Origin of the sequence: Oceanibaculum sp., assembly GCF_022449305.1 — a bacterium.
In the GTDB taxonomy this organism is placed as follows: domain Bacteria; phylum Pseudomonadota; class Alphaproteobacteria; order Oceanibaculales; family Oceanibaculaceae; genus Oceanibaculum; species Oceanibaculum indicum.
This window is the reverse complement of record NZ_JAKUSO010000006.1, coordinates 22,978-47,123: the sequence shown is the minus strand read 5'-3', so window position 1 is coordinate 47,123 and position 24,146 is coordinate 22,978. Positions and strand designations below refer to the sequence as shown.

General features: G+C 66.2%; 20 protein-coding genes and 1 riboswitch. Of the genes, 11 read left to right on the top strand and 9 right to left on the bottom strand.

Translation table 11 applies throughout. The features are described from left to right. The first annotated feature begins 13 nt into the window (after positions 1 to 13). Both ngg and MK313_RS03835 read left to right on the top strand, forming a co-directional pair. The gene (gene ngg, locus MK313_RS03840; RefSeq protein WP_416054107.1) at positions 14 to 1,813 is read left to right on the top strand and encodes an N-acetylglutaminylglutamine synthetase; all 1,800 of its coding nucleotides are present in this window, start codon (positions 14 to 16) and stop codon (positions 1,811 to 1,813) included. 67 nt (positions 1,814 to 1,880) lie between these two features. Then, the gene (locus MK313_RS03835; protein ID WP_008942795.1) at positions 1,881 to 3,050 is read left to right on the top strand and encodes an osmoprotectant NAGGN system M42 family peptidase; all 1,170 of its coding nucleotides are present in this window, start codon (positions 1,881 to 1,883) and stop codon (positions 3,048 to 3,050) included. An 11-nt stretch (positions 3,051 to 3,061) separates the two neighbouring features. Here the strand turns inward: MK313_RS03835 and MK313_RS03830 are convergent, their stop codons facing one another. From MK313_RS03830 to MK313_RS03820, 3 genes are all read right to left on the bottom strand, one after another. Beyond that, positions 3,062 to 3,628 carry a YgdI/YgdR family lipoprotein gene (locus MK313_RS03830; protein ID WP_220660201.1) on the bottom strand — a complete coding sequence of 189 codons (567 nt, stop codon included), beginning with the start codon at positions 3,626 to 3,628 and terminating at the stop codon, positions 3,062 to 3,064. Positions 3,629 to 3,750: 122 nt separating this feature from the next. Next, a complete protein-coding gene (locus MK313_RS03825) occupies positions 3,751 to 4,542 on the bottom strand; it encodes an alpha/beta fold hydrolase (RefSeq protein WP_287780178.1) in 792 nt (263 codons plus the stop codon). A 31-nt stretch (positions 4,543 to 4,573) separates the two neighbouring features. After that, on the bottom strand, positions 4,574 to 6,070 hold the full coding sequence (locus tag MK313_RS03820) for a M81 family metallopeptidase (RefSeq protein WP_287780177.1): 1,497 nt from the start codon (positions 6,068 to 6,070) through the stop codon (positions 4,574 to 4,576). Positions 6,071 to 6,244: 174 nt separating this feature from the next. Between MK313_RS03820 and MK313_RS03815 the strand changes: the two genes are divergently transcribed. The 4 genes from MK313_RS03815 (at position 6,245) to MK313_RS03800 (ending at position 10,039) form a co-directional block, all read left to right on the top strand. Beyond that, entirely contained in the window at positions 6,245 to 6,967 is a 723-nt protein-coding gene (locus tag MK313_RS03815) for an SDR family oxidoreductase (RefSeq protein ID WP_287780176.1), read from the top strand. 246 nt (positions 6,968 to 7,213) lie between these two features. Further along, positions 7,214 to 7,288, top strand: a riboswitch (SAM riboswitch). A gap of 234 nt (positions 7,289 to 7,522) precedes the next feature. Then, positions 7,523 to 8,584 carry a methionine ABC transporter ATP-binding protein gene (locus tag MK313_RS03810; RefSeq protein ID WP_287780175.1) on the top strand — a complete coding sequence of 354 codons (1,062 nt, stop codon included), beginning with the start codon at positions 7,523 to 7,525 and terminating at the stop codon, positions 8,582 to 8,584. Further along, complete coding sequence (locus MK313_RS03805) at positions 8,553 to 9,218, top strand: methionine ABC transporter permease (protein WP_287780174.1); 666 nt, start codon at positions 8,553 to 8,555, stop codon at positions 9,216 to 9,218. Before MK313_RS03810 ends, MK313_RS03805 begins: the two co-directional genes overlap by 32 nt. Before the next feature lie 32 nt (positions 9,219 to 9,250). After that, positions 9,251 to 10,039: a MetQ/NlpA family ABC transporter substrate-binding protein gene (locus MK313_RS03800; RefSeq protein ID WP_287780173.1), complete on the top strand. Its 789-nt coding sequence runs from the start codon at positions 9,251 to 9,253 to the stop codon at positions 10,037 to 10,039. 154 nt (positions 10,040 to 10,193) lie between these two features. On the opposite strand, the gene MK313_RS03795 is transcribed toward MK313_RS03800, so the two are convergent. Both MK313_RS03795 and MK313_RS03790 read right to left on the bottom strand, forming a co-directional pair. Beyond that, the gene (locus MK313_RS03795; RefSeq protein ID WP_287780172.1) at positions 10,194 to 10,994 is read right to left on the bottom strand and encodes an enoyl-CoA hydratase; all 801 of its coding nucleotides are present in this window, start codon (positions 10,992 to 10,994) and stop codon (positions 10,194 to 10,196) included. An 83-nt stretch (positions 10,995 to 11,077) separates the two neighbouring features. Further along, a complete protein-coding gene (locus MK313_RS03790; RefSeq protein WP_287780171.1) occupies positions 11,078 to 11,821 on the bottom strand; it encodes an AraC family transcriptional regulator in 744 nt (247 codons plus the stop codon). Positions 11,822 to 12,146: 325 nt separating this feature from the next. Between MK313_RS03790 and MK313_RS03785 the strand changes: the two genes are divergently transcribed. Both MK313_RS03785 and MK313_RS03780 read left to right on the top strand, forming a co-directional pair. After that, on the top strand, positions 12,147 to 13,355 hold the full coding sequence (locus MK313_RS03785) for an MFS transporter (RefSeq protein ID WP_287780170.1): 1,209 nt from the start codon (positions 12,147 to 12,149) through the stop codon (positions 13,353 to 13,355). Positions 13,356 to 13,495: 140 nt separating this feature from the next. Beyond that, positions 13,496 to 15,124, top strand: coding sequence for a Calx-beta domain-containing protein (locus MK313_RS03780; RefSeq protein WP_183077824.1), 1,629 nt, complete (start codon positions 13,496 to 13,498; stop codon positions 15,122 to 15,124). Positions 15,125 to 15,194: 70 nt separating this feature from the next. Here MK313_RS03780 and MK313_RS03775 read toward each other — a convergent pair whose 3' ends face one another. Further along, complete coding sequence (locus MK313_RS03775; protein ID WP_287780169.1) at positions 15,195 to 16,553, bottom strand: formimidoylglutamate deiminase; 1,359 nt, start codon at positions 16,551 to 16,553, stop codon at positions 15,195 to 15,197. A 145-nt stretch (positions 16,554 to 16,698) separates the two neighbouring features. On the opposite strand from MK313_RS03775, the gene hutG reads away from it, so the two are divergent. Beyond that, entirely contained in the window at positions 16,699 to 17,535 is an 837-nt protein-coding gene (hutG, locus tag MK313_RS03770; RefSeq protein ID WP_287780168.1) for an N-formylglutamate deformylase, read from the top strand. After that, complete coding sequence (locus MK313_RS03765) at positions 17,532 to 18,719, top strand: NAD(P)/FAD-dependent oxidoreductase (RefSeq protein WP_287780167.1); 1,188 nt, start codon at positions 17,532 to 17,534, stop codon at positions 18,717 to 18,719. Before hutG ends, MK313_RS03765 begins: the two co-directional genes overlap by 4 nt. On the opposite strand, the gene MK313_RS03760 is transcribed toward MK313_RS03765, so the two are convergent. From MK313_RS03760 to MK313_RS03750, 3 genes are all read right to left on the bottom strand, one after another. Then, the gene (locus MK313_RS03760; protein WP_287780166.1) at positions 18,716 to 20,941 is read right to left on the bottom strand and encodes a TRAP transporter permease; all 2,226 of its coding nucleotides are present in this window, start codon (positions 20,939 to 20,941) and stop codon (positions 18,716 to 18,718) included. The two genes, MK313_RS03765 and MK313_RS03760, sit on opposite strands and share 4 nt — an antisense overlap. 22 nt (positions 20,942 to 20,963) lie before the next feature. After that, positions 20,964 to 21,353, bottom strand: a complete 390-nt coding sequence (locus MK313_RS03755) for a DUF1850 domain-containing protein (protein ID WP_287780165.1) — start codon at positions 21,351 to 21,353, stop codon at positions 20,964 to 20,966. 92 nt (positions 21,354 to 21,445) lie between these two features. After that, positions 21,446 to 22,423 (bottom strand): TAXI family TRAP transporter solute-binding subunit, encoded by a 978-nt coding sequence (locus MK313_RS03750; RefSeq protein ID WP_287780164.1) that lies wholly within the window; start codon positions 22,421 to 22,423, stop codon positions 21,446 to 21,448. A gap of 434 nt (positions 22,424 to 22,857) precedes the next feature. Between MK313_RS03750 and MK313_RS03745 the strand changes: the two genes are divergently transcribed. Further along, positions 22,858 to 24,072, top strand: a complete 1,215-nt coding sequence (locus MK313_RS03745) for an amino acid ABC transporter substrate-binding protein (protein ID WP_287780163.1) — start codon at positions 22,858 to 22,860, stop codon at positions 24,070 to 24,072. Positions 24,073 to 24,146 lie beyond the last annotated feature (74 nt).

Genomic DNA, 24,146 nt, shown 5'->3' with positions numbered 1-24,146 from the left:
AGGAATGACCATCATGACCGCCAGGACCAATCCCCGCCCCGCCCCGCCCCGCCGTCAGCGCGGCGGCAACGAGCGGCTGCAGCGCCACACCGCCGTCAGCCTGCGCGAGGCCACGCGCCAGGGCGACCGCATCAAGGGCGAGGACTGGCCGCGTGACGCCGCCATCGATTGCGGCTGGGGCCGGCTGATCTTCGCCCACACCTTCACCGATGGCGACAGGCTGGTGGAGCTGCTGCGCGAGGAACCGGCGGGCCGCCGCGACATCGCCTTCTATGTGCATGAACCGCATGTCCTGCTGGCGAAGGCGCCGCAGGCGCTGTTCCTCGACCCCTCGCACACCTACCGGCTTCAGATGTCAGCCTATCGGCCGGCACGCCGCCGCCCCAAGGGCTTCGCCGTGCGCCGCTTGCGCACCATCGCCGATGCCCAGGCGGTGAACGACATCTATGCCGGGCGCGGCATGGTGCAGGTCGATCCGGCCTTCTTCTGGACCAACCGGATGAAGAAGCACCTGACCTTCCTGGTGGCCGAAGATTTGGCGACCGGCAAGGTGCTGGCCGCGGTCACCGGCATCGACCATGTGAATGCCTTCAGGGACCCGGAGAACGGCAGCAGCCTGTGGAGCCTGGCGGTCGATCCGCAGGCGCCCTATCCCGGCATCGGCGAGGCGATGGTGCGCCATCTGGCGGAGCATTTCGCGGCGCGCGGGCGGGCCTATATGGACCTGTCGGTGATGCACGATAATGACCAGGCCATCGGCCTGTACGAGAAGCTGGGCTTCCAGCGCGTGCCGGTGTTCGCGGTGAAGACCAAGAACACGATCAACGAGAAGCTGTTCGCCGGCCCGCCGGTCGAGGAGAATCTGAACCCCTACGCCATGCTGCTGGTGAACGAGGCACGGCGGCGCGGCATCGGCGTCGAGGTGCTGGACGCCGAGGGCGGCTTCTTCAAGCTGACCCATGGCGGGCGGTCCATCACCTGCCGCGAGAGCCTGTCGGAGCTGACCACCGCCGTCGCCATGAGCCGCTGCGACGACAAGGCGGTGACCCGCCGCCTGATGGAGAAGGAAGGGCTGCGCGTGCCGGCCCAGCGCACCGCCGGCGATACCAAGGCCGACATCGCCTTCCTGAAGGAATACAAATCGGTGGTGGTGAAGCCCGCGCGCGGCGAACAGGGGCGCGGCATCAGCGTCGATGTGCGCGGTGTCGAGGAGTTGAAGACCGCCATCGAGACGGCGCGCCGCACCTGTGACACGGTGCTGATCGAGGAGCTGGTACAGGGCGAGGATCTGCGACTGATCGTCATCGGCTTCAAGCTGGTGGCCGCCGCTGTGCGCCGGCCGCCCTCGATCACCGGTACCGGCCATCATACGGTGGAGCAGCTGATCGAGAAGCTGATCCGCCGCCGCGCCGCCGCGACCGGCGGGGAAAGCCGCATTCCGATGGATGTGGAGACCGAGCGCTGCGTCGCCATGGGCGGCTATGAGCTGGACAGCATCCTGCCGGAGAACGAGACGCTGCTGGTGCGCAAGACCGCCAATCTGCACACTGGCGGTACCATCCATGATGTGACCGACCAGCTGCATCCGGCGCTGGTCGATGCGGCGGTGAAGGCGGCGCGGGCCATCGACATTCCGGTGGTCGGGCTGGATTTCATCGTCCCCAGCGCGGCCCGGCCCGATTATGCGATCATCGAGGCGAACGAACGGCCCGGCCTTGCCAATCACGAGCCGCAGCCGACGGCGGAACGCTTCATCGACCTTTTGTTCCCGCAGACCGCCATCGACCGCTGGCCGCCGAAGGACATGCGCTAACGGGAACAGGAAAGACGGAGAACCGTCGCAAACCCAAAACCAGGGAACCGAAACCACAGGGGATATCATGCACAAGCCGACCATCGACATGGCCTATCTAAAGGGGGTACTCAGCGAGCTGCTGTGCATCCCCAGCCCGAGCGGCTTCACCGATCAGGTCGTGCTGTTCGTCAGCCGCGAACTGGAGCGGCTCGGCATCGCCTATGAGCTGACCCGGCGCGGCGCCATCCGCGCCGACCTGCCGGGCCGGCAATACAGCCCCGACCGCGCCGTGGTCAGCCATCTCGACACGTTGGGCGCCATGGTGAAGAACCTGAAGCCGAACGGCCGGCTGGAGCTGGTGATGATCGGCCACTGGTCGGCCCGTTTCGCTGAGGGCGCGCGCGTCACCCTATTCACCGACGACAGCGCCTATCGCGGCACCATCCTGCCGCTGAAGGCTTCCGGCCATACCTTCAACCGCGAGATCGATACCCAGCCGGTCGGCTGGGACCATGTCGAGCTGCGCATCGACGCGCAGGCGGAAAGTCGCGCTGACCTAGAGAAGCTAGGTGTGAATATCGGCGACTATGTCGCCATCGATCCTCAGCCGGAATTCCTGGAGACCGGCTACATCGTCTCGCGCCATCTCGACAACAAGGCGGGTGCTGCCGTCATGCTGGCCGCCGCCAAGGCGGTGAAGGAAGCGGAGATGGAGCTGCCGATGGACTGCCATCTGCTGTTCACCATCTCCGAGGAGGTGGGATCGGGTGCCTCCGCCGTGCTGCATGGCGACGTGGCGGAGCTGGTCAGCATCGACAATGGCACTACCGCGCCGGGCCAGAATTCGCGCGAAACCGGCGTGACCATCGCGATGAAGGACCAGACCGGCCCGTTCGACTATCACCTGACGCACAAGCTGATCGGGCTGGCGAAGGATCATCGCATCCCGCACCAGCGCGACGTGTTCCGCTATTACCGCTGCGACGGCGCCTCGGCGGTGGAGGCCGGCAATGACATCCGCACCGCGCTGCTGACCTTCGGCATCGACGCCTCGCACGGCTATGAGCGGGTGCATGAAAGCGCGCTGGAGAATCTGGCGGAGCTGATCACGCTCTACATGCAGAGCCCGGCGACAGCGAAGCGCGATTCGACGCGGCTTGGCGGCGTCGAGGGCTTCCCGGAAACCCAGGGCGCCGATATCGACCCCAACCTGCTGCCGCACGCCTTCGGCGCCGGCAGGTCGGACGACGACTGATGGCGTGAGGGTCAGCGCGGCTGCGGGTATCGGACCGTCGGCCCCAGCTGTTCGATCACAGTGCGGGCATCGTAGGATTTCGGATCGTCCTTCGGTGTCCGCCCCTTGAAGATCAGGATATCGGCATAGGCGCGGTACCGGTTCTGCGCGTAGCTGTTGGTGCTCCAGCCCATGCCATAGCCATAGCTGCCGGGCCAGCGGCTGCCATAGACGCTGTAGCCGCCGGGCCAGCCGGCATTGCCGTGATAATCGGTGATGCGCTCGATATCCTTCTCGACCAGGACGAAATGGTCGCCATCGCGCTGCAGCGTCAGTTCGGCGGCGCGGTAGAGCAGGTAATTCTCCACCGTCTCGCGGGGCGTCACGTCATTGCCATAGAAGGTCACGCGGAACCGGTTGCCCTCGATCTGCTGCTCGGAAAAGCCCGTCGAGCTGTCCAGCCGCGGCTTGTAGGGCGTCGGCTGCGCGCAGGCGGCGACCAGCAGCGCCAGCCCGGCAACCATTGCCAGCTTGGGCAGCGCCAGCTTCTTCGCGGTGTCTGTGGTGCCGGCGGCAGAAAGAAATGTGCCAGCGCTCATGCTTGCTCTCCCGGTAGACAAATGCTGCGAGCCGTTCTTAACACACAATGTAGGCGGCAACTAAGGCATTCCAAGGGCGATGCCTTTTCCCTTGTACGCGGCAGCGGGAGATTTCCGTCGCGTCAGCTTTCCAGGAAGCCGGTCAGCACCTCGCGGAAGCGCTCCGGATGGACGGCCGGGTAGAAATGCCCACCATGCGGCAGGATGACCGTCTCGGCGTTGGGGATCAGGCGGCCCAGCTCCTCGCTCAGATAGGCCGGCGTCACCATGTCGTCGCGCGCGCCGAACACCAGCGTCCTGTGCTGGATCGTCGGCACATCCTTGCGCCTGTCATGCGCCATGATGGCGGCAATGCGCGACTTCACGATCTCCGGCACCGGCACCTGCTTCGCCGCCGCCTCGTCGGTGATCAGCCCGGCATCCGGATTGTCGCGCAGATGGTCGCTGGGCAGCATGAACAGGATGTTGGCGCGCAGATAGGCGCCCGGCCCCATGCTGTCGAGGATTTCCGTGCGCACCCGGAACAGCTGCTGGAAATAGCCATCGAAGCCGGCCCAGGTGGCGCTCAGCACCAGCCGGTCGATGCGTTCCGGATGTTCCAGCGCAATATGCTGGCCCATCGCCCCGCCCGTCGAATGGCCGGCATAATGCGCCTTGTCGATGCCGAGATGGTCCATCAGCGCCAGCACGTCATCGGCCATCTGCGGCACCGAATACTCGATCCGGTCCAGGCTGCTGCGCCCGGTGCCGCGATGATCGTGCAGCACGACTTTGTAGCGCTTCGACAGTTCCGGCACATGGACGTTCCAGAAGGTGGCGCTGCCCGACAGGCCGGCAGCCAGCACCAGCGGCGGCCCATCGCCATGCACCTCGTAATAGAGCTTGGCGCCGTTGGAGAGCGTCAGTTCGGCCATTTCTGTTCCTCTTGTCGTGCCGGGTCGGGACTTAGAAAACCACTTCGTCGAGCGGCCAGATCGGCCGCCGCAGCTTCTTGAAGTCGAAGCGCGACCAGTCGTGCGAGCACAGCGAGCCGGAATCAACCGCGATGACCTTACGGGAGATCGGCTCGAAGGCGGCACGGAAATGATGCGCGCTCTTTACCACGATGACGCTCTTCTTGAGCGGGTCGATGCCGTTGGTCAGGAAGGCCTGATGGTCGGTGGTCTGCTGACGGTTGGTGGTAACGACGATCTCGATGCCGCCAACCTCCAGCACCATGGTCGGGCCCATCTGCATGACCACGCCCTTCCACATCGGCCCGTCATGCACAAAGCGGCCATCGCCCAGATGCTTTACCACGCCGGTGCACTTGATCGGCGCACCGAAGGCCGGATCGGTATGGCCGCCCAGTTCGACCGTGATGCTGGCGCCAACACCGGCCTTCTGGCCGGCCTGCACCGCCGCCGGATCGGTGATCGGGCAGAAGCAGGCATTCTTCACCCCGGCATCAAGCAGCGCGCGCAGCAGGTTCGTCGTGTCGCCATAGCCGCCGCCGCCCGGATTGTCCGTCGGGTCGGCGATGACCAGCGGCTTGCCGGTGCCGTCCTCGCCCTTCAACGCCTCGGCCACCGCGACGTCCAGCGTCTGGTAATGCACGGTCTGTTTGTCGCGCGTGTCCCAGATCTCGCGGATCAGCGTATCCAGGATATCCTTCGCGCGCCGCGTCACCGCGGGATTATGGCTGATCGACACGGACGGGCCGGCCATGTGGATGTCCGACCACTGGAAGCCGGCATGGATGGAGATGGCGTGGATGCCGGTCTCCTTCTCATATTCCGCCGCCATTGCCAGCAGATCGACCATCGGCCCGACGCCGGCGCTGGTGCGGCCATGGTCGCAGCCATCCAGCGAGGGCGGGCGGCCGACGATACAGCCGAGCTCCAGCCGGCCCTCCATCATCTCATTCACCAGGTCGGCGGCCTGCACCGCGCGCTCGAACTGGTCGATATGCGGATAGGTGCGATAGGCGATGATGGCATTGGCATTCTCCGCCATCGCGTCGCTGACATTGGCGTGCAAATCCAGCGTGATGGCGATCGGCACGCGCGGGCCAAGCCGGCGGCGCAGCGCTTCCAGCAGCGCGCCTTCCGCATCGTCCTCCGTTTCCGTCACCATCGCGCCATGCAGGGCGAGGCAGATGCCGTCCACCGGTCCCTGCTTGTCCAGCGCGTCCAGCACGGCGCCCTTCAGCATCGCCCAGCAGTCCGCCGTTACCTTGCCCGAGGGGGTAGCGTTGGCGGCGACCGCGTTCACCGTGGTCCAGCCGAAGCGCTCGGCGGCGTCGATGAAGCCGCCAAGCTCCGTGCGGGTGCCGCGGAACTGCCCGACAATCTCGTCGCCGATGCCCAGATAGCGGCGGCGATAGGCCCCCTCATCCGTCGGCAACAGGCTGAAAGTGTTCGTCTCGTGCATGATCTGGGCAATGAGCACACGCTTGGACATGGCGATCCCTGGATTTGATGTTTCTATACCGGCCTTTGCGCCTTGACGCCGGCCCGGCGCTTGCGGGCATCATGCTACCGACAGAAAACAAAGTCGTCAGCAAACTTTACAACTAAGTGACGGCAATTTTTCACGCCTACAGGCACACCCTCGGGGCGGAACAGGGAGGAAGCAATGTCGAAACCCATCACCCTCATCACCGGCGCAAGCCGGGGCATCGGCCTGGCGCTCGCGAAGGACATGGCGGCGCGCGGCCATCACGTGATCGGCCTGTCGCGCAGCGCGCCGAAGGAGGGCTTTCCCGGCGACTATGTGACCGGTGATTTGTCGGATGCCGCCGACACCGCCCGCGCGCTGGCGGAGATCTCGAAGACCTATCAGGTCGATAATCTGGTGAACAATGCCGGCCTCATCACCGTGGAGCGGCTGGAGCATGCCAGCCTGCCGGCCTTCGAGCAGATGATCGCGGTGAACATGCGCGCGCTGCTGCAATGCAGCCAGGCCGTGCTGCCGGCGATGAAGACAAAGCGGCGCGGGCGCATCGTGAACATCGGCAGCCGCGCCGCGCTGGGCAAGGAAGGGCGCGGCATCTACGGCGCCACCAAGGCCGCCGTGGTCGGCTTCACGCGGAGCTGGGCGCTGGAGCTGGCGCGCGACGGCATCACCGTGAACTGCGTCGCCCCCGGCCCCATCGAAACCGAGCTGTTCCGCGACGCCAACCCGCCCGGCAGCCCGCAGGCCGAGGCGCTGATCGCCACCGTGCCGGTCGGCCGCATCGGCCAGCCCTCGGAAGTGGCGGCAGCCTGCGCCTATTTCATGTCCGACGGGGCCGGCTTCGTCACCGGCCAGGTGCTGAATGTCTGCGGCGGCCTGACCGTCGGCCAGGTGGTGATGTAGGGGGCACTTCCCCTCTCCCCTCTTCTTTCTCGTCACCCTCGGGCTTGACCCGAGGGTCCAGCGGTCAGTGCGGTTCGCTCGGTCAATGGATGGTCGGATCAAGTCCGACCATGACGAAAGAGAAAGCGGTTCTTCCGCGGAGATAGTTCACCCCCCATTGTGCGTTGCAAAAAATTCAGCCCCCTCCTGCGCACATTTCCGCTTGACGGAAAAACCGCCATCCCTATCTTCACCAGCAGACAGGGAGACCTGTCTCGCGGTGATTTGAGGGAGCAGCTTGCGCCGCGTCAACAAACGCTAAAGCGCCACGGAGCGTATTCGTGGTTTTCCCGTCTGTTGATGGAGTGAGCCATGTGTGCGCTTTTTTTATTGCCTGAATTTCCGTCGCTGACCGGCGTCACCCGCCGAATGCGCCGCTGCCGCTGTCGAACCTGACAGCCGGCCTAGCCCGGCCCTCTCCCGTAAGAGCGCCCGGCCCTTTTCCCTTTTCCAGAACGACTGAACCCGCCCGCCAGCGGGGACATTCCGTCATCCTTACGTCAGGAGTCCCAGGACATGATCCAACTCGATCAGGTCTCCAAACATTACCCGCCGCCCAAGCGCGGCGGACCTGCTGTTACCGCCCTGAACGAGGTCAGCCTGACCATCGAGGCCGGTGAGATCTACGGCATCATCGGCCGGTCGGGTGCCGGCAAATCGACACTGATCCGCGTCATCAACCGGCTTGAGGCCCCCACCTCCGGCCGCGTGCTGGTGGACGGTGTGGAGATATCCGCCCTGTCCGGTGCCGCCCTGCGCCGGGAACGCCGGGGCATCGGCATGATCTTCCAGCATTTCAACCTGCTGTCCTCGCGCAGCGTGTTCGACAATGTGGCGCTGCCGCTGGAACTGGCCGGCCTGTCGAAAGCAGAGATCAAAGCCAGGGTCGAGCCGCTGCTGGAACTGGTCGGCCTGACCGACAAGCGCGACCGCTACCCCGCCGAGCTGTCCGGCGGGCAGAAGCAGCGCGTCGGCATCGCCCGCGCGCTGGCGACCGAGCCGAAGGTGCTGCTGTGCGACGAGGCGACCAGCGCGCTGGACCCGGAGACCACGCGCGACGTGCTGCGGCTGATCGCCGAGATCAACCGCAAGCTGGGGCTGACGGTCGTCCTCATCACCCACGAGATGCATGTCATCAAGGAAATCTGCCACAAGGTGGCGGTGCTGGAGGCCGGCAGGGTGATCGAGCAGGGCAGCGTGTTCGAGGTGTTTACCCGGCCGCAGCACCCGACCACGCGCTCCTTCATCGGCATGGTGACCGGCATTGACCTGCCGCCGGCCCTGGCCAACCAGCTGCAGGCCGATGCGCAGCCGGGCGGCGAGGCGGTGCTGCTGATCCGCTTCACCGGCGACAGCGCGGACCAACCGATCCTCAGCCGGCTGGCCCGACATCACGACATCGACGCCAACATCCTGTCGGGCCGTATCGACCATATCCAGGGCCGGCCCTTCGGCACGCTGGTGGTCTCCCTGCCCAATGGCGAGACGCTGGGCACCGCGCTCGCCTTTTTCCAGTCCCATCAACTTTCCGTGGAGGTCCTGGGCCATGTCGCACCAGCTCTTCTTGCTGCTGGCTGAAGCCACGCTCGACACGCTCTACATGGTCGCCCTGTCCGGGGCCATCGGCACGGCGCTGGGCCTGCCGCTCGGAATCTGGCTGGCGACCTCCGGCCGGGGGGAGCTGCTGGCCGCGCCGCTGTTCAACCGCATCGGCGGGGTGCTGGTGAATGCCACCCGCTCGACGCCCTTCATCATCCTGGTGGTGGCGATCATCCCGTTCACGCGGCTGGTCGCCGGCACCTCCATCGGCACCAGCGCGGCCATCGTGCCGCTGACCGTGGCCGCCGTGCCCTTCATCGCGCGCATCGTCGAGACGGCAATCCGCGAGGTGGATCGCGGACTGGTCGAGGCGGCGGAGGCGATGGGCGCCACCCCCTTGCAGATCATCGCCAAGGTGCTGGTGCCAGAAGCCCTGCCGGGCATCCTGCTGGGCCTCACCCTCGCCCTCGTCAGCCTGATTGGCTACTCGGCCATGGTCGGCGCGGTCGGCGGCGGCGGGCTGGGCGATCTCGGCATCCGCTATGGCTACCAGCGCTTCATGCCAGAAGTGATGGCCGCCGTCGTCCTCCTCCTCATCGTGCTTGTGCAGGGCATCCAGTCGCTGGGCGAACGCCTCGCCCGGCGGGTGAACAAGCGCCTGCGCACCGCCTGATTTTTCCATTCAAAACCAAAGGAGTATCCCTCATGAACAAGCGTATCCTCGGCGGCCTCGCCGCCCTGCTGCTGACCGCCGGCCTGGCCACGGCAGCCTCCGCAGAGACCATCCGCGTCGGCGTCTCCGCCGGCCCGCACGCCGAAATCCTGGAGCAGGTGAAGAAGGTCGCGGCACAGGACGGGCTCGACATCAAGATCATCGAGTTCACCGACTATGTCGTGCCGAACACCGCGCTGGCGTCCGGCGATATCGAGGCCAATTCCTTCCAGCACCTGCCCTATCTGGACAATCAGGTGAAGGATCGCGGCTTCAAGCTGGTCTCGGTCGGCCAGACCGTGGTGTTCCCGATGGGCTTCTATTCGAAGAAGGTGAAGTCCTTCGACGAACTGCCGGAAGGCGCGACCGTGGCGATCCAGAACGACCCGACCAATGGCGGCCGCTCGCTGCTGCTGCTGCAGGCCAAAGGCGTCATCAAGCTGCGCGATGGTGTCGGCCTGAAGCCGACCCTGCTGGACATCGCGGAGAACCCGAAGAAGCTGCGCCTGATCGAGCTGGACGCGGCGCAGCTGCCGCGCTCGCTGGATGACGTCACGGCGGCGGCGGTGAACACCAACTACGCCGTCGAGGCCGGCCTCGACCCGGTGAATGACGCCATCGCGCGGGAGACTGCCGAGTCGCCCTACACCAACATCATCGCCGTGCGCGAGCAGGACAAGGACAAGCCCTGGGTCGCCGCCCTGCTGAAGGCCTACCACACCCAGCCGGTGAAGGAGTTCATCCAGACCCGCTTCAAGGGCGCGGTCGTCACCAGCTGGTAAGGCTTACCTCTCCAACCTGTCACCCTCTTCGACCTGTCACCCCCGGGCTTGACCCGGGGGTCCAGGGGCGGTGCCTTGCCTGTAGCGTTACAGAACATGGCCCCTGGATTGCCGGGTCAAGCCCGGCAATGACAAAGGCGAAGCAACCAGCCCCCTACTTCGCCTTGCGGCTTTCCTCGCGCGCTTTCAGGAAATCATCCATCATGCGGCGCGGCTCCTCGCCCTTCCAGGCGGTGGCGAAGCTGTCGATGCCGGCGGCCACAGCGGCGCGCAGCGGCAGGTCCTCCCAGTCACGGATCAGCTTCTTCTGCAGCCGGATCGACACCGGCCCGCACTCCACTAGGCTCGCCAGCCATTCATCGACCGTCGCATCGAGATCGGCGGCAGGCACCAGCTTCTCGACGAAGCCCCATTTCTCCGCCTTGGCGGCGCTGAAATTCTCGCCCAGCAGCAGGATCTGGCGGGTGCGGCCCCAGCCGATCAGTCCGGGCAGCAAGGCGGCCTCCACCACCGACGGGATGCCCAGCTTCACCTCCGGCATGCCGAACACGGCACTGTCCACGGCGATGCGCAGATCGCAAGCCGCCGCCAGCTCCAGCCCCGCGCCCAGCGTATAGCCGTTGATCCGCGCGATCACCGGCACCGGCACCTGCCGCACGGCGTTGCAGCAGCCATGCACGCGGGTGATGAAGGCGCGCGCCTTGTGCTCGTCCAGCCCGGCCATCTCATCGATGTTCGCCCCGCCGACAAAGGCCTTCTCGCCCTCACCGGTCAGCACCACCGCCAGCAGGCTGTCGTCACGCGCCAGCTCGGCGAAAATGGCGGTGAACTCCTCCATCAGCGGCGTGCTCATGGTGTTCAGCTTGCGCGCATTGGCGATGGTCACGCGCGCAACGCGGCCCTTCGCCCCGTGATCGTCATAGCGCACATGGATGTAGCTCGGCTGGTCGGCCATTGTTTCCCCCTGGTTTCTGTTCCGATGATGTCTCGGCCAGCGCGGCGGCGCGGTCAAGGGGGCGGGACGCAGACCTGTCCCGCTCACTCCCGGAAATAGCGCGAGGGCGGCACGCCGAAGGCGCGGCGGAACATGGCGATGAAGGCGCTGACACTGTCATAGCCGAGGTCGAGTGCGACCTGCGTGACCGGATGGCCGGCGGCCAACAACTCCAGTGCTCGCACGAGGCGCGCCTGCTGCCGCCAGGCGGCGAAGCCCATGCCGGTCTCGCGCCGGAACAGCCGGGCCAGCGTGCTGACGCTGGCGCCGGCCTGCCGGCCCCACTCCTCCAGTGCGCGGTTGTCGGCAAGGTCGGCTAGCAGCGCCCGGCAGATCGCGGCCAGCCTCTTGTCCGCCGGCATCGGCAGGTGCAGCGGCATGATGGGCAGCACATGCAGCTGGTCCAGCACCACCGCCATCAGCCGCCCATCCGGCCCCTGTTCCTCATAGAACGGCGGGATATCCATCGCCCGCAGGATCAGCTCGCGCAGAAGCGGCGGCACGGCGACCACACGGCAATCCGGCGGCAGGCGGGATGCCGCCGCGCCGCTCAGATAGAGCGTGCGCATCTCGACGGCGCCGGTCATGCGGATGGAATGGGCGATACCGCCGGGCATCCACAGCGCACGCTGCGGCGGAATCACCCAGAGACCGCCGCCCGCCGCTGGCACCGAGACCGTCATCACCCCGCGCGCGGCATAGATCAGCTGCGCGCGCCGGTGCACATGCGGCGGGATGATGTGCCCGTCTGGGAAATCGATGGCCAGTGGCACCACCGGGCGCGGCACATCCTCCAGCCCCTTAACCTCCAGGCTCGGACGGTAGTTTTGACTGGTTTGCGATATCTCTTGGCTAACCATCGCAAGATGGTCGCACCGGCGCGGCCTAGAGTCGAGATGAGATGAGGATGGATAGGAACGCGTAATCAATTTCCTGCTCTAACCGTCATTCCCGGGCTTGTCCCGGGAATCCAGGCTTCAGCTAGCTTCGGCATCGCCCGTGTGGGCTGAACCCTGGACCCCCGCAACAAGTGCGGGGGTGACGGTTAGCAGAGAATTCGACACTGCAACCACCCCGCCCCCATACGGCACTGAAAGGCGAACGAGGACACCCATGAGCGTGCATCGCGACCGGACCGGCTTCCTGTTCCTGAATGTCGGCCATTTCTACGACCATCTGTTCATGCTGCTGTTCCCGACGGCGGTGCTGGCGATGGCGGCCGACCCGGTGTTCGGCGGCTCCTACGCCGATGTGCTGTCGCTCTCCGTGTTCGGCTTCGTCGCCTTCGGCGCAGCCTCGATCCCCGCCGGCTGGCTGGGCGACCGCTGGAGCAAGACCGGCATGATGTCGGTATTCTTCATCGGCATCGGCATGGCCTCGATCCTGACCGGCTTCGCCCGCTCGCCGCTGGAACTGGCGGCCGGGCTGACACTGATAGGCTTGTTCGCCGCGATCTATCACCCGGTCGGCATCGCCATGGTCGCCGCGGATGCGGAGAAGCTGGGCAAGGCGCTGGGCATCAATGGCGTGTGGGGCAATCTCGGTGTCGCCGCCGCCGGTATCACGGCAGGCGCGCTGGCCGACCAGTGGGGCTGGCGCGCGGTGTTCATCCTGCCGGGCCTGGTCTCCATCGCCACCGGCATCGCCTATATGGTCTTCGCCCGCCGGCAGGCCGCGAAGGGGGCGGCAAAGAAGCCGGCGCGCGCGCATATCGCGCTGACGCCCTCGCAGATGAAGCTGCTGTTCGGCGTGGTGATCGTCGCCACCCTGTGCGGCGGCATCATCTTCCACGCCACCACGGTCGGCCTGCCGAAGCTGATCGCCGAGCGCACAGCGGAATTCGCCGGCACCACCACGCAGATCGGCGCGCTGGTCACCGCGATCTATGTCATCGCCGCCTGCGCGCAGATCGTCGTCGGCCATCTGATCGACCGCTACCCGCTGAAGCTGATCTATGTCGGCGTCATCGTGCTGCAGGTGCCGCTGTTCCTCATCGCCGCCAATGCGGAGGGCACGCTGATGGTCGCGGCCGCCATCGGCATGATGTTGCTGGTGTTCGGCGCGATCCCGATCAATGACGCCATCGTCGCGCGCTATGGGGCGGCGGAGTGGCGCTCGCGCATGTATGCGGCGAAATATGTGCTGTCGCTGGGCGTCAGCGCCGCCGCCGTGCCGATGATCGCCGGGCTGCACCAGGGCGGTGGCGGCTTTGCCACGCTGATGCTGGTACTGGCCGTGCTGGCGGCGATCATCACGCTGGCCGCAGCCCTGATGCCGACGGGTGCGTCGGAAAAGGCCGCCGCCCCCGCCGCCGCGGAGTAACCGGGCGTTCTTTCGGCGGAATTTCATCCGCCGGTCACGGCGCTTTAATTTGATCCACCGATATCCAGTGCGATAGAATTTCCCACCTTTCCGGAAATAACCGGAAGGCATCCTCTAATAGCCATAAAATGGAGGGCAGAATGGCGGGAATCAACGAAACCACCGACTGGGGAGATAATGCCAGCGCCGATAGTCTGGGCTATCTGCTGAAGGGCTACACCGTCTCGGGAACCTTGTCCGGCAGCAGCGATGTGGACTGGATTCGACTGCCGATGGCCTCCGGCGAGACATACAACATTACTGTTTCCGGGGCCAATGCCTCGATCAGCCTGATAAGCGACAGCTCGACCCTCGCCACCTCGGGCAGCAGTATTTCCCATACCGCCTTGCACCCATCCTCCGGCTATTTCGTCGCCGTATCCGGCAGCGGCAGCTACTCGATCACGGTGGACGGGGTCGCGGCCACCGATCTGGCGGACGAGGCCGGCGCATCCACCGCCACCACGGCGACGCTGGCGGCGGGCGGCACCGCGGCCGGCGTCATCAACGGCACCAACACCAGCCCGGACGCCGACTGGTTCGCCGTGCAACTGACCGCCGGAGCCAGCTATAGCTGGAGCATGACGCCGGTGAACTCGCCGGTCGGCGCGACCGCCGGCGGCTCGCTGAAGCTCTACGATTCCAGCGGCAACGACATCACCAGCGACACCAGCTGGGACGCCAGCGCCTGGACCGGGGCCAATCTCAGCTTCACCCCCAGCGCCGGCGGCACCTACTACCTGTCCGCCGAAACCTATTTCGGCTTCAACGATGCCGGCAGCTATCTGCTGAGCATGAGCGAGAATGGCGACACGCCGACCGGCACGGCCACCGTGCGCGACGCCTTCGCAACCGAGGGCGGCAACGCGCTGGTGGAATTCCAGCTCGACTCCGCGCAAAGCCACAATGTGACGGTCACCTACCGCACCGTGTCGGGCACTGCGACCGACAGCGGGGATTTCACCGCGGTCTCGGAAGGCAGCGTCACCTTCCTGGCCAACGAGACCTCGAAGCAGGTCGCCATCGCCATCACCGACGACGCGATCGCGGAAGGCAGCGAAAATTTCTACGTCCAGATCACCGGCGTCAGCGGCGGGCAGCTCTCCGCCAGCAACGGCATCTTCGGCAGCGTCACCGTCACCGACAACGACAGCGCCGATCCCAACGGCCTGACCCTGACCGGCACCGCCGGCGCGGACACGCTGCTGGGCGGCGACGGCGCGGACACCATCACGTCCGGCAATGGCAACGACTCCATCGTCGCCGGCCTCGGCAAGGATTACATCGACGCCAGCGGCACCACCGGCGACAAATACATCAATGGCGGCAACCAGGGCGACACCATCCTGGGCGGCCTCGACAATGACGAGCTGCGCGCCGGCAAGGGGCTGGATTCCATCGTCGGCGGCACCGGCAACGACACCATGTTCTCCGGCCTCGGCCGCGACACCATGATCGGCGGCGACGGGGCCGATGTGTTCGTGGTGCGCGGCTTCGACGCGCGCTTCCCCGGCGCCATACTGGAGCCGACCATCATGGATTTCGTGGCCGGCGTCGACGTGCTGGCGATCCAGGGCGTGACCCAGGCGGAGATCAGCGCAGCACTCGCCCAGCAGCAGACCGTGTCAGGCAATGTCGAGCTGTCGATCTCCGGCGCGACGGTGACGCTGATCGGCCTGTCCACCCTGTCCTCGGCGGATGTGGTGGCGGCCAGCGATCTCGGCTTCTGAGGTTCGAGGTCCGGGAATCCGGCCGGCGCTCGACGTCGGCCGGATTTCAGACCTTGAGGGAGCGACTTGGTCAGGCCCGCAGACCGGCCAGGGCCGTACGGTACCGGGCGGCCAGCGCGGCGCGGGCGCGGTGCCGGCCGCCCGTCACCAGCAGCTCGCCGCCGACGATGACCCTGTCGATGGCCGCCTTGCCGGCGACGAAGATATAGGCGTCCAGCCAGCGGTCGCCGCGCGCCAGCGCGATATCGGGATGACCGGCATCCAGCACCACGATATCGGCGCGGTGGCCGGCTGCCAGCGCGCCGATCCGGCGGCCCAGCGCCTGCGCCCCGCCCTCCAGCGCCGCGTCGTAAAGGGCGCGACCGGTGGACGCCCCTTCCTGCCCGCGCACCATCAGGTTGCGGCCCCGGTCGCGCAGGCGCTGGCTGTATTCCAGCATCTTCAGTTCGCCGGGCGCATCCAGCTCGATGTTGGAATCGCTGCCGATACCGTAACGCCCGCCCTGCGCCAGGTAATTCACCCCGTCGAAGATGCCGTCGCCCAGATTGGCCTCGGTCAGCGGACACAGCCCGGCGATGGCGCCGGATGCGGCCATTGCGGTGGTTTCCGCCGGCAGCAGGTGCGTCGCATGCACCAGGCACCAGCGCCTGTCCACCTTCTGGTTCTCCAGCAGCCATTCAACCGGCCGGCGGCCTGACCAGGCGAGGCAGGACTCGACCTCCTGCATCTGCTCGGCTATGTGGATATGGACCGGCCCGTCCGGGACCATCCCGGCCAGTGCGGTGATCTCCTCCGGCGTTGCTGCGCGCAGGCTGTGCGGCGCGAGGCCCAGCTTCGCATCCGGCAGGGTGGCAAGCGCCTTCCCGGCCCCTTCCAGCAGGTGCGCGAAGCCATCGAGATCGTTCACGAAGCGGCGCTGCCCCTCGGTCGGCGGCAACCCGCCAAAGCCGCTATGGGCATAGAACACCGGCAGCAGGGTCAGGCCGATGCCGCTGGCCTGCGCCGCCGCCGCGATGCGGGCCGACAGCTCCGCCCGGTCGGCATAGGGCTGCCCGTCCGGGCCGTGATGCAGGTAATGGAATTCGGCCAGCGCGGTAAAGCCGCCCTCGACCATCTGCATCATCGCATAGGCGCTGATCGCCTCCACCATCTCCGGCGTCAGCCGGTCCAGGAAGCGGTACATGACCTGCCGCCAGGTCCAGAAGGAATCCGAGGCCGGGCCGCGCGTCTCCGCCAGCCCTGCCATGCCACGCTGGAAGGCGTGGCTGTGCAGGTCCGGCATGCCGGGCAGGGCAATGCCGGCGATGCGCTCGCCATCGCCCGTGGCATCCGGCTCGATCTTCTCGATCCAGCCATCGACAATCGTGAGGGCGACCCGGTCGGCCCAGCCATCGGGCAGCAGGGCATGGTCGAAAATCAGCCGGCGCATCGTGCCTACTCCGTAATTCGCGCGCATCATTCCTCGGCTGCGAAAATTATGTCTAGACATAATCCGCAGGCGGGGCTTCATCTTCGCACAATCGACCTCCGGCCTTCCAAGGCGTCCCCATGCCCGCGACCCACAGAGAATACCGATGACCGACTGGCTGACCATCCGCCGGGGCGATGCGCCCCTCGTGCTGAGCTTCCCGCATACCGGCACGGATATTCCGGCGGCGTTCGAGAACCGGCTGGTCTCACCCTGGCTGGCGCGCAAGGATGCCGACTGGTGGATCGAGAAGCTGTACGATTTCGCGGCCGATATGGGCGCCACCCTGGTGCGTACCGGCATCTCGCGCACCATCATCGATGTGAATCGCGACCCGTCCGGCGTATCGCTCTACCCCGGCCAGGCGACCACCGGCCTGTGCCCGCTCACCAGCTTCGATGGCGAGCCGCTCTACAAGGATGGCGAGGAGCCGGACGAGGCGGAGATCGCGGCGCGCCGCACGACCTATTTCCAGCCCTATCACGATGCGCTGGCGGCGGAGATCGCGCGGCTGCGGGAAAGCCACCCGGCCGTGGTGCTGTATGACTGCCATTCCATCCGCTCGGTGATTCCGCGCCTGTTCGAGGACACGCTGCCGGTGTTCAACATCGGCACCAATTCCGGCGCCTCCTGCGCCCCGGAACTGGCCGAGGCGGTGCGCGCGCAGTGCGCGCAAAGCGACTTCCCCGCCGTGCTGAACGGCCGCTTCAAGGGCGGCTATATCACCCGCCACTATGGCAAGCCGGCGGACGGCGTGCATGCGGTGCAGATGGAACTCGGCTGCCGTGGCTACATGGAAGAGCCTCTGGGGCCGGTCAGTGAGGATAACTGGCCGACACCCTATGACCCCGCCTATGCCGCGCCGATCCGCACGGTGCTGACCGCGATCATGGAAGAGTGCCTGGATTTCGCCAACGCCGAGAAGAAGAAGGCCGCACGATGAGCAAGAGCTACGATGTCGCGGTGATTGGTGGCGGCGCCATCGGCACTGCCGTTGCCTTCCACCTGACCCGTCTGGGCGCGGGGCGTGTCGCGCTGTTCGAGCGCCAGCAGATCGCCACCGGCACCACGGCGCAGTCCAGCGGCTTGCTGCGCGCGCATTATTCCGTACCGGCGAATATGGCGCTGGCCAAGGCCTCGCTGGAGATGTTCGAGGGCTTCGGCGAGATGATCGGCGATGAAGAGGCCTCCGCCGGCTTCATCCGCTGCGGCTATATGATCGTGGCGCCCGAGGGGGAGTCGTCGCAGGCGGTGCGTGGCGCCATCGCGCATCAGGCCGGTATCGGTATCGAGGCGCGGCTGATCGACAAGGCCGAGGCGCTGGAATTGCATCCCTGGCTGAACCTGGATGACATCGACGCCATCGGCTATGAGCCGGGCGCGGGCTTTGCCGACCCCTACCTGACGGCCAGCTGGTTCGCCCGCGCCGCCAAGCGCGCCGGTGCCGATATCCGCCAGGGTGTCTCGGTCGAAGGGCTGCTGATGGACGGCAACCGGGTCACCGGGCTGAAGACCTCCGAGGGCGATGTGCAGGCCGGCGCTGTGGTGGCGGCGATGAATGTGTGGAGCCATGACCTCACGCGCTGGACTGGCGTCACACTGCCGATGAGCATCACACGGCATGACGTGCTGGCCTTCGAGGTGGATGAGCCCTATACGCCGCGCTTCCCGATCCTGAAGGATCTGGCCTCGCCCAGCCTGCTCTATACCCGCTCCACCTCCGGCAGCCAGATCCTGGTCGGCACAGGCGACGAAGGCGTGGAGACCGACTCGCCGGAAACCGTGGATGCCGATATCCCGCTGGATTGGATCGTCGAGCAGGGCGAGGCGCTGGCCCACCGCATGCCGAAATTCGAGGAGGCGCGGTTCGTGACCTCCTGGTCCGGCCTCTATGACACCACGCCGGACTGGAACCCGGTGCTAGGGCCGCTGCCCGGCATCGAGGGGCTGAACGTCGCCTTCGGCTTGTCCGGCCATGGCTTCAAGCTGTCGCCGATGATCGGCCGACTGCTGGCGCAGGCGGCGCTGGGCCTGCCGGCCGACCAGCCGCTGCAGCCCTATCGCTTCACCCGCTTCGCCGAGGGTCAGCCGCTGCGTGGCACCTATGGCGCGGGGGCCGTGTCCTAAGCTGACGAAAGACGCCGCGCCGCCAGCCAGTTACCGCCCAGCGCCAGGGCGGCGATGGCGGCGCCGACCAGGATGCCGCGCAGATCGTTGAAGATCAGCAGCAGCCCGGCAACGCTGAGCGCCAGCTTCGTCCAGCCCGACACGGCGGCGCGGAAATGGCCGATATAGGCGACCGACAGGCACAGCACAGACAAGAGGCCGCTCAGCATCGCCTGAGCGAATTCCAGCCAGGTGAAATCCACCAGCAGCATGCTGGGCGCATAGACGAACATGAAGGGCACCAGCGCCTTGCCCATCGACAGCCGGAAGGCGGTGGTGCCGGTGCGCATCGGCTCCGACCCGGCAATGCCGGCCCCGGCATAGGCGGCCAGCGCCACCGGCGGCGTCACATCGGCCAGAACGCCGTAATAGAACACGAAGAAATGCGTCACCAGCAGCGGCACGCCCAGATCGTGCAGCGCCGGCGCAGCGATGGACGCCAGAATGATATAGGTCGGCGTCGTCGGGATACCGGCGCCCATCAGGATGCAGGCGATGGCGATGAACACCAGCGCGAAGAACAGCGTCACGCCCTGCTGGCCGATCCAGCCGGTGAAGTCGAAGGCCAGCACCGTCTCCGCCGCCGAGGAGGCAAGCTGCAGCACGGCGCCGGAGAATTTGAAGCCGATGCCCGACAGGGTGGCGATGCCGAGGATGAAGCCGACGCAGGCACAGGCCGCGCCAATGCCCAGCGCGTATTTCGCCCCCAGCTCGAACCCTTCGACCAGCTGGCGCGGCTTCAGCGCCGAGGACGGGTCCAGCGACTTGAAGCCCAGCGGCCTGAGGATCAGCGGCAGGTAGCCGCACAGGATGGTGAGGATGATGCCCCAGAACGCCGCCAGGAACGGCGTGTACTGCATCAGCAGCAGCGTCACCATCGCCAGCAGCGGGATCAGCAGGTGCCAGGACCGGGCCATCACCTCCAGGAAGATCGGGATGTGGCGGCGGTCCATGCCGGACAGGCCGAGGCGCTTGGCCTCCAGATGCACCATCAGCAGCATGGCGAAATAGTGGAAGATCGCCGGGAAGATGGCTATCAGGATCAGGTGGTTGTAGGGCACGCCCAGCATCTCGGCCATGACGAAGGCCGACGCCCCCATGATCGGCGGCGTGATCTGCCCGCCGCAGGAGGCCGAGGCCTCGACGCCGCCCGCAAAACGCGGCGAGAAGCCGCTGCGCTTCATCAGCGGGATGGTCAGCGCACCGGTTGTCACCGTGTTGGCGATGGACGAGCCGGAGATCATGCCAAACAGGCCAGAGGAGACCACCGAGACCTTGGCGGCACCGCCGGAATAGCGCCCGGCAACGATGGTGGCGAGGTTCATGAACAGCTGGCCGAGGCCGGTCAGCTGCATCAGCACGCCGAACAGCACGAAGTGGAACACATAGGTCGCCACCACGCCAACCGCGATACCGTAGATGCCCTCGGTGCCGATATAGATGTGGTTGACGATGCGCAGGATGCTGTAGCCGCGATGCCCCAGCACGCCCGGCAGATACGGCCCCAGCATGCCGTAGAGCAGGCAGGCAACGCCGATGATCGGCAGCGACAGGCCCATGGTGCGGCGCGTCGCCTCCACCACCATGATGATGGCCAGAACGCCCATCATGTAGTCCCGGCCGATCGGATCGCCGACCCGGTTGATGAAGATGTCCTCGAAGAAGACGACGAAATACAGCGACACCGAGGCGGCGACGGCGGCCATGATCCAGTCGCGCCAGGCGATGCGGTTGCGCTCCGTTCCCAGGAATTTGAAGGGCAGCGTCAGGAAGGACACGCCTGCGATCAGCAGCACGAAGATCCACGTCCCCTCGCCCTCGCCCCGGCCTTCCAGCGCGCGCGCCATGTCATAGGCAAGGTAGAGGTAGAAGGCGACGAACCCCAGGCTGACCGGCCATTCCACCGCCGGGCGGGCACGCCGCTGCTCGGGGAACACCAGATAGATCAGCGCCAGCACGAAGGCGAGATGGATGGACCGGTGGGCAATCTCGTTCAGCAGGCCGAAGCCCGCCGTATAGACATGGAACAGCGACAGCAGCACGCCCATCACGGTGACGATGATGGCCGCCCCGCCGATCAGCTGGCGGAAATTCGATTCCGGATCGTACTCCTCGACCAGCCGGTCGATCTGGTCTTTTGACAGCGCCTCTTCCGGCTGCGCGTGCGTCTCGCGATCCGTCACCTTGTTTCCCCTCGTCAAAACCTTATCGGCAGGGCAGCGGCACCAGTTCCAGCCGGCGCGCACCCCACTGCGTCAGATCCAGGCTTTCCGTCCCATCCAGCCGGTTGCCATAGGGCGCACTGACCCGGACATAGAGCGGCCCCATTGCGCGGTGCATATGCAACACGAAGCGCCCGTCGCGCAACTCCAACCTTTCGCCCGGCCGGTCGGCGCCGTAGGGCAGGCCGAAACCATGCTGGTCGAATTCCTCCGCGATCTGCACGATGTGCCCGTCTTCCAGCCGGTAGCGGCTAACCACCGGGGTCAGCGCAACCGAATGGATGTAGCGCAGCGCGAAGCCGCCATCAGGGCCGGCCGCCATCTCCGCCAGCTTCGTGCCGTCCGGATGGCCCTGGATGCCGATGCGCGGCACGCAGGCACTCCCGTCCGGCGTTCTGGCACAACCGGCAAGCACAAGCAGAAACAGGGCGGCCGAAGCCGCCCTGCCTGTGGTAACGGGCCGGCTTATTTCAGTACGCCCTTTTCGCGGTAGAACTTCTCCGCGCCCGGATGCAGCGGGATGGAAACCGACTGCAGCGCCGTCGCCAGGGTGATGTTCTTGCCCTGGGTGTGCACCTTGGCCAGCGTCTCGGTGTTCTCGTAGGCGGCCTTCACCACGGCGTAGGCAACCTCGTCCGACACATCGGCATGGCTGGCCCAGATCGCCATCACCGCCAGCGTCTCGACCGTCGCGGTCTGGCCCTTGTAGGTGTCCGCCGCCAGGGTGACGGAGGCGTAATAGGGCTGCTTCTTCTTCAGCGCCTCGACCTCCGGGCCGGCCAGCGGCACGACGCTGATCGGATGGCCATTGGCGAGGTCCAGCACCGAGGAGGTCGGCGTGCCGGCGGTGATCAGGCTGGCGACGAGGTTGCCGTCCTTGATCTTGTCCACCGACTGCGCGAAGGAGGAGAAATCTTCCTTCACATCCTCGCGCTTCATGCCGTGCACTTCCAGCAGGTCGCCCAGCAGCTGCCACTGGCCCGAGCCCGGCGAGCCGGAGGACACCGACTTGCCCTTCAGGTCAGCGAACTTCTTCACACCGGAATCGGCGCGCACGATGAGCTGCACGGTTTCCGGATAGAGCGCACCCAGCGCCCGGATGTTCTTCACCGCGCCGTCCTTGAACTGGTTCTCGCCCTTGTAGGCGGCATCCAGAATGTCGGCGGCGATGAAGGCGCTCTCGATCTCGCCACGGCCCAGCAGCTTGGCGTTGGCGACCGAGGCGTTGCCGGTCTCGGCAGTCGCGGCCAGCTTCTTGCCGTCGATGACGGTATTGTTCGACAGCACCTGGGCCAGCATGCCGCCCAGCGGGTAATAGGTGCCGCCGGTGCCGCCGGTCGCGATGCCGAAAAAGACGCGCTGCTGCGCGTCAGCCTGGCTGGAAAGTGCGAGACCGCCGATGAGGCCGGCGGCGAGGGCCAGCGATGCGAATTTCAGTTTCATGGAAACATCCCCTGTTCAAGACTAAGGACGCGGCAAACGCCGCCCAGGCTGGCGTTGCGGACCGTCCTGGCGCGATCCTAGCCGCTCGCCTTTCAGGACGCCAGCGGCGAAGCGCGGTGTACGAATGTATGCAGGAAAGCAGGCCGGACCGCGGCACGGCACGGCTGCACGATTTCGCGCCATTCGCCATCATCAAACGACTAAACATTAGACAATTCCGCCTGCCATCCCGCCGTCCCGGACAATTAGTTGCTATTGAAACTATTGGGGTTACTGCTTTTGGCATGAGGCTTGCGGTGATTCATATTCGGCTATGCCAGGGCAAGCGCCGGACAGGCACGGGACGGACAGGGCGTCCCCCACCCTGCCGGGCAAAGCAGCGCCCTGGCGTGCGGCCGACCGCAACAACCATGGCAAACGCTAGGGGTCGCAACATGTTTGGGAAATTCAAGGACACAGCCTTCGTCGCGGCGGCAGCCGTCGCTCTCGTCTCGACCGCCAGCCTTCCTTCCGCCGCATATGCGGCCGACGTGCTGCGCATCGGCGCGCCGCTGGCGCTGACCGGCGGCCTGGCCGATGAGGGCAAGAAGCAGGAAGGCGTCTGGCAGCTCTGGCTCGACAAGGTCAACGCGGCCGGCGGCATCAAGGTCGGCGGCAAGACCATGAAGGTCGAGCTGGTGAAGTACGACTACCAGACCGACGGCAAGCGCGCCGGCCAGCTGGCCGAGAAGCTGGTGACCGACGACAAGGTGGATGTGCTGATGGCGCCGTTCGGCTCCGGCCATACCAAGATCGTCGCCGCCGTGGCGGAACGCTATCAGGTGCCGCTGCTGGCCTGCGTCGCCTCTTCGGAATCGGTCTATGACCAGGGCTTCAAGTACCTGTTCGGCACGCTGGCGCCGAACAGCGGCATGACCGAGGCGATGGCCGCCCTGTTCAAGCAGAAGATGCCTTCCACCGCGAAGATCGCCGTCTATGGCCGCGACGACGTGTTCCCGAAATCGATGGCGACCGCGATGGCGAAGTCCGCCGAATCCGCCGGCTTGAAGGTCGTCTATAACGAGCTCTATGCCGTCGGCACGATGGACCATTCCGCCGCCATGTCGGCGATCAAGGCCGCCTCGCCGGACTGGATCTACATGACCGGCTACACCCAGGACCTGATCCTGGGCCGCAAGCAGATGAAGGATCTGGGCATCGAGGCGCCGATCATCACCATGGTCACCGGCCCGGCCTACCGTGAGTTCACCGAGGGCCTGGGCGATCTCGCCAACGGCGTCACCAGCTCGACCTGGTGGCACCATGCCACCGCCTATACCGGCGCCACCGGCGTGTGGGACACCACGGCGGGCTTCTACAAGGACTTCACCGCCGCCTTCAAGACCGACCCGGACTATGTCCACGCCTCCTGCGCGGCGGCCGCCGACGTGCTGGTGAACGCGGTGCAGAAGGCCGGCTCCACCGACAAGGCGAAGGTGCGCGACGCGCTGGCCGCGACCGACATGCTGACCTTCTACGGCCCGATCAAGTTCGGCGCCAACGGCATGAACCAGGGCCGCGAGATGCCGGTGATCCAGGTGCAGGGCACGGACATCAAGGTCCTGTACCCGGCTGGCATCGCCAATGCCGACATGATCGCAGTGAAGTAAGCGATCTTTCGTCCTGACCGGGGGAGGCTCTCCCCCGGTTCCCTCCTTGTCCGTCCGGCGCCGCAAAAAGGGAA

Bases quoted from the DNA above. Each gene is read 5' to 3' on its own strand.
- ngg (WP_416054107.1), top strand. From the start codon at position 14: ATGACCGCCAGGACCAATCCCCGCCCCGCCCCGCCCCGCCGTCAGCGC.
- MK313_RS03835 (WP_008942795.1), top strand. From the start codon at position 1,881: ATGCACAAGCCGACCATCGACATGGCCTATCTAAAGGGGGTACTCAGC.
- MK313_RS03830 (WP_220660201.1), bottom strand. From the start codon at position 3,628: ATGAGCGCTGGCACATTTCTTTCTGCCGCCGGCACCACAGACACCGCG.
- MK313_RS03825 (WP_287780178.1), bottom strand. From the start codon at position 4,542: ATGGCCGAACTGACGCTCTCCAACGGCGCCAAGCTCTATTACGAGGTG.
- MK313_RS03820 (WP_287780177.1), bottom strand. From the start codon at position 6,070: ATGTCCAAGCGTGTGCTCATTGCCCAGATCATGCACGAGACGAACACT.
- MK313_RS03815 (WP_287780176.1), top strand. From the start codon at position 6,245: ATGTCGAAACCCATCACCCTCATCACCGGCGCAAGCCGGGGCATCGGC.
- MK313_RS03810 (WP_287780175.1), top strand. From the start codon at position 7,523: ATGATCCAACTCGATCAGGTCTCCAAACATTACCCGCCGCCCAAGCGC.
- MK313_RS03805 (WP_287780174.1), top strand. From the start codon at position 8,553: ATGTCGCACCAGCTCTTCTTGCTGCTGGCTGAAGCCACGCTCGACACG.
- MK313_RS03800 (WP_287780173.1), top strand. From the start codon at position 9,251: ATGAACAAGCGTATCCTCGGCGGCCTCGCCGCCCTGCTGCTGACCGCC.
- MK313_RS03795 (WP_287780172.1), bottom strand. From the start codon at position 10,994: ATGGCCGACCAGCCGAGCTACATCCATGTGCGCTATGACGATCACGGG.
- MK313_RS03785 (WP_287780170.1), top strand. From the start codon at position 12,147: ATGAGCGTGCATCGCGACCGGACCGGCTTCCTGTTCCTGAATGTCGGC.
- MK313_RS03780 (WP_183077824.1), top strand. From the start codon at position 13,496: ATGGCGGGAATCAACGAAACCACCGACTGGGGAGATAATGCCAGCGCC.
- MK313_RS03775 (WP_287780169.1), bottom strand. From the start codon at position 16,553: ATGCGCCGGCTGATTTTCGACCATGCCCTGCTGCCCGATGGCTGGGCC.
- hutG (WP_287780168.1), top strand. From the start codon at position 16,699: ATGACCGACTGGCTGACCATCCGCCGGGGCGATGCGCCCCTCGTGCTG.
- MK313_RS03765 (WP_287780167.1), top strand. From the start codon at position 17,532: ATGAGCAAGAGCTACGATGTCGCGGTGATTGGTGGCGGCGCCATCGGC.
- MK313_RS03750 (WP_287780164.1), bottom strand. From the start codon at position 22,423: ATGAAACTGAAATTCGCATCGCTGGCCCTCGCCGCCGGCCTCATCGGC.
- MK313_RS03745 (WP_287780163.1), top strand. From the start codon at position 22,858: ATGTTTGGGAAATTCAAGGACACAGCCTTCGTCGCGGCGGCAGCCGTC.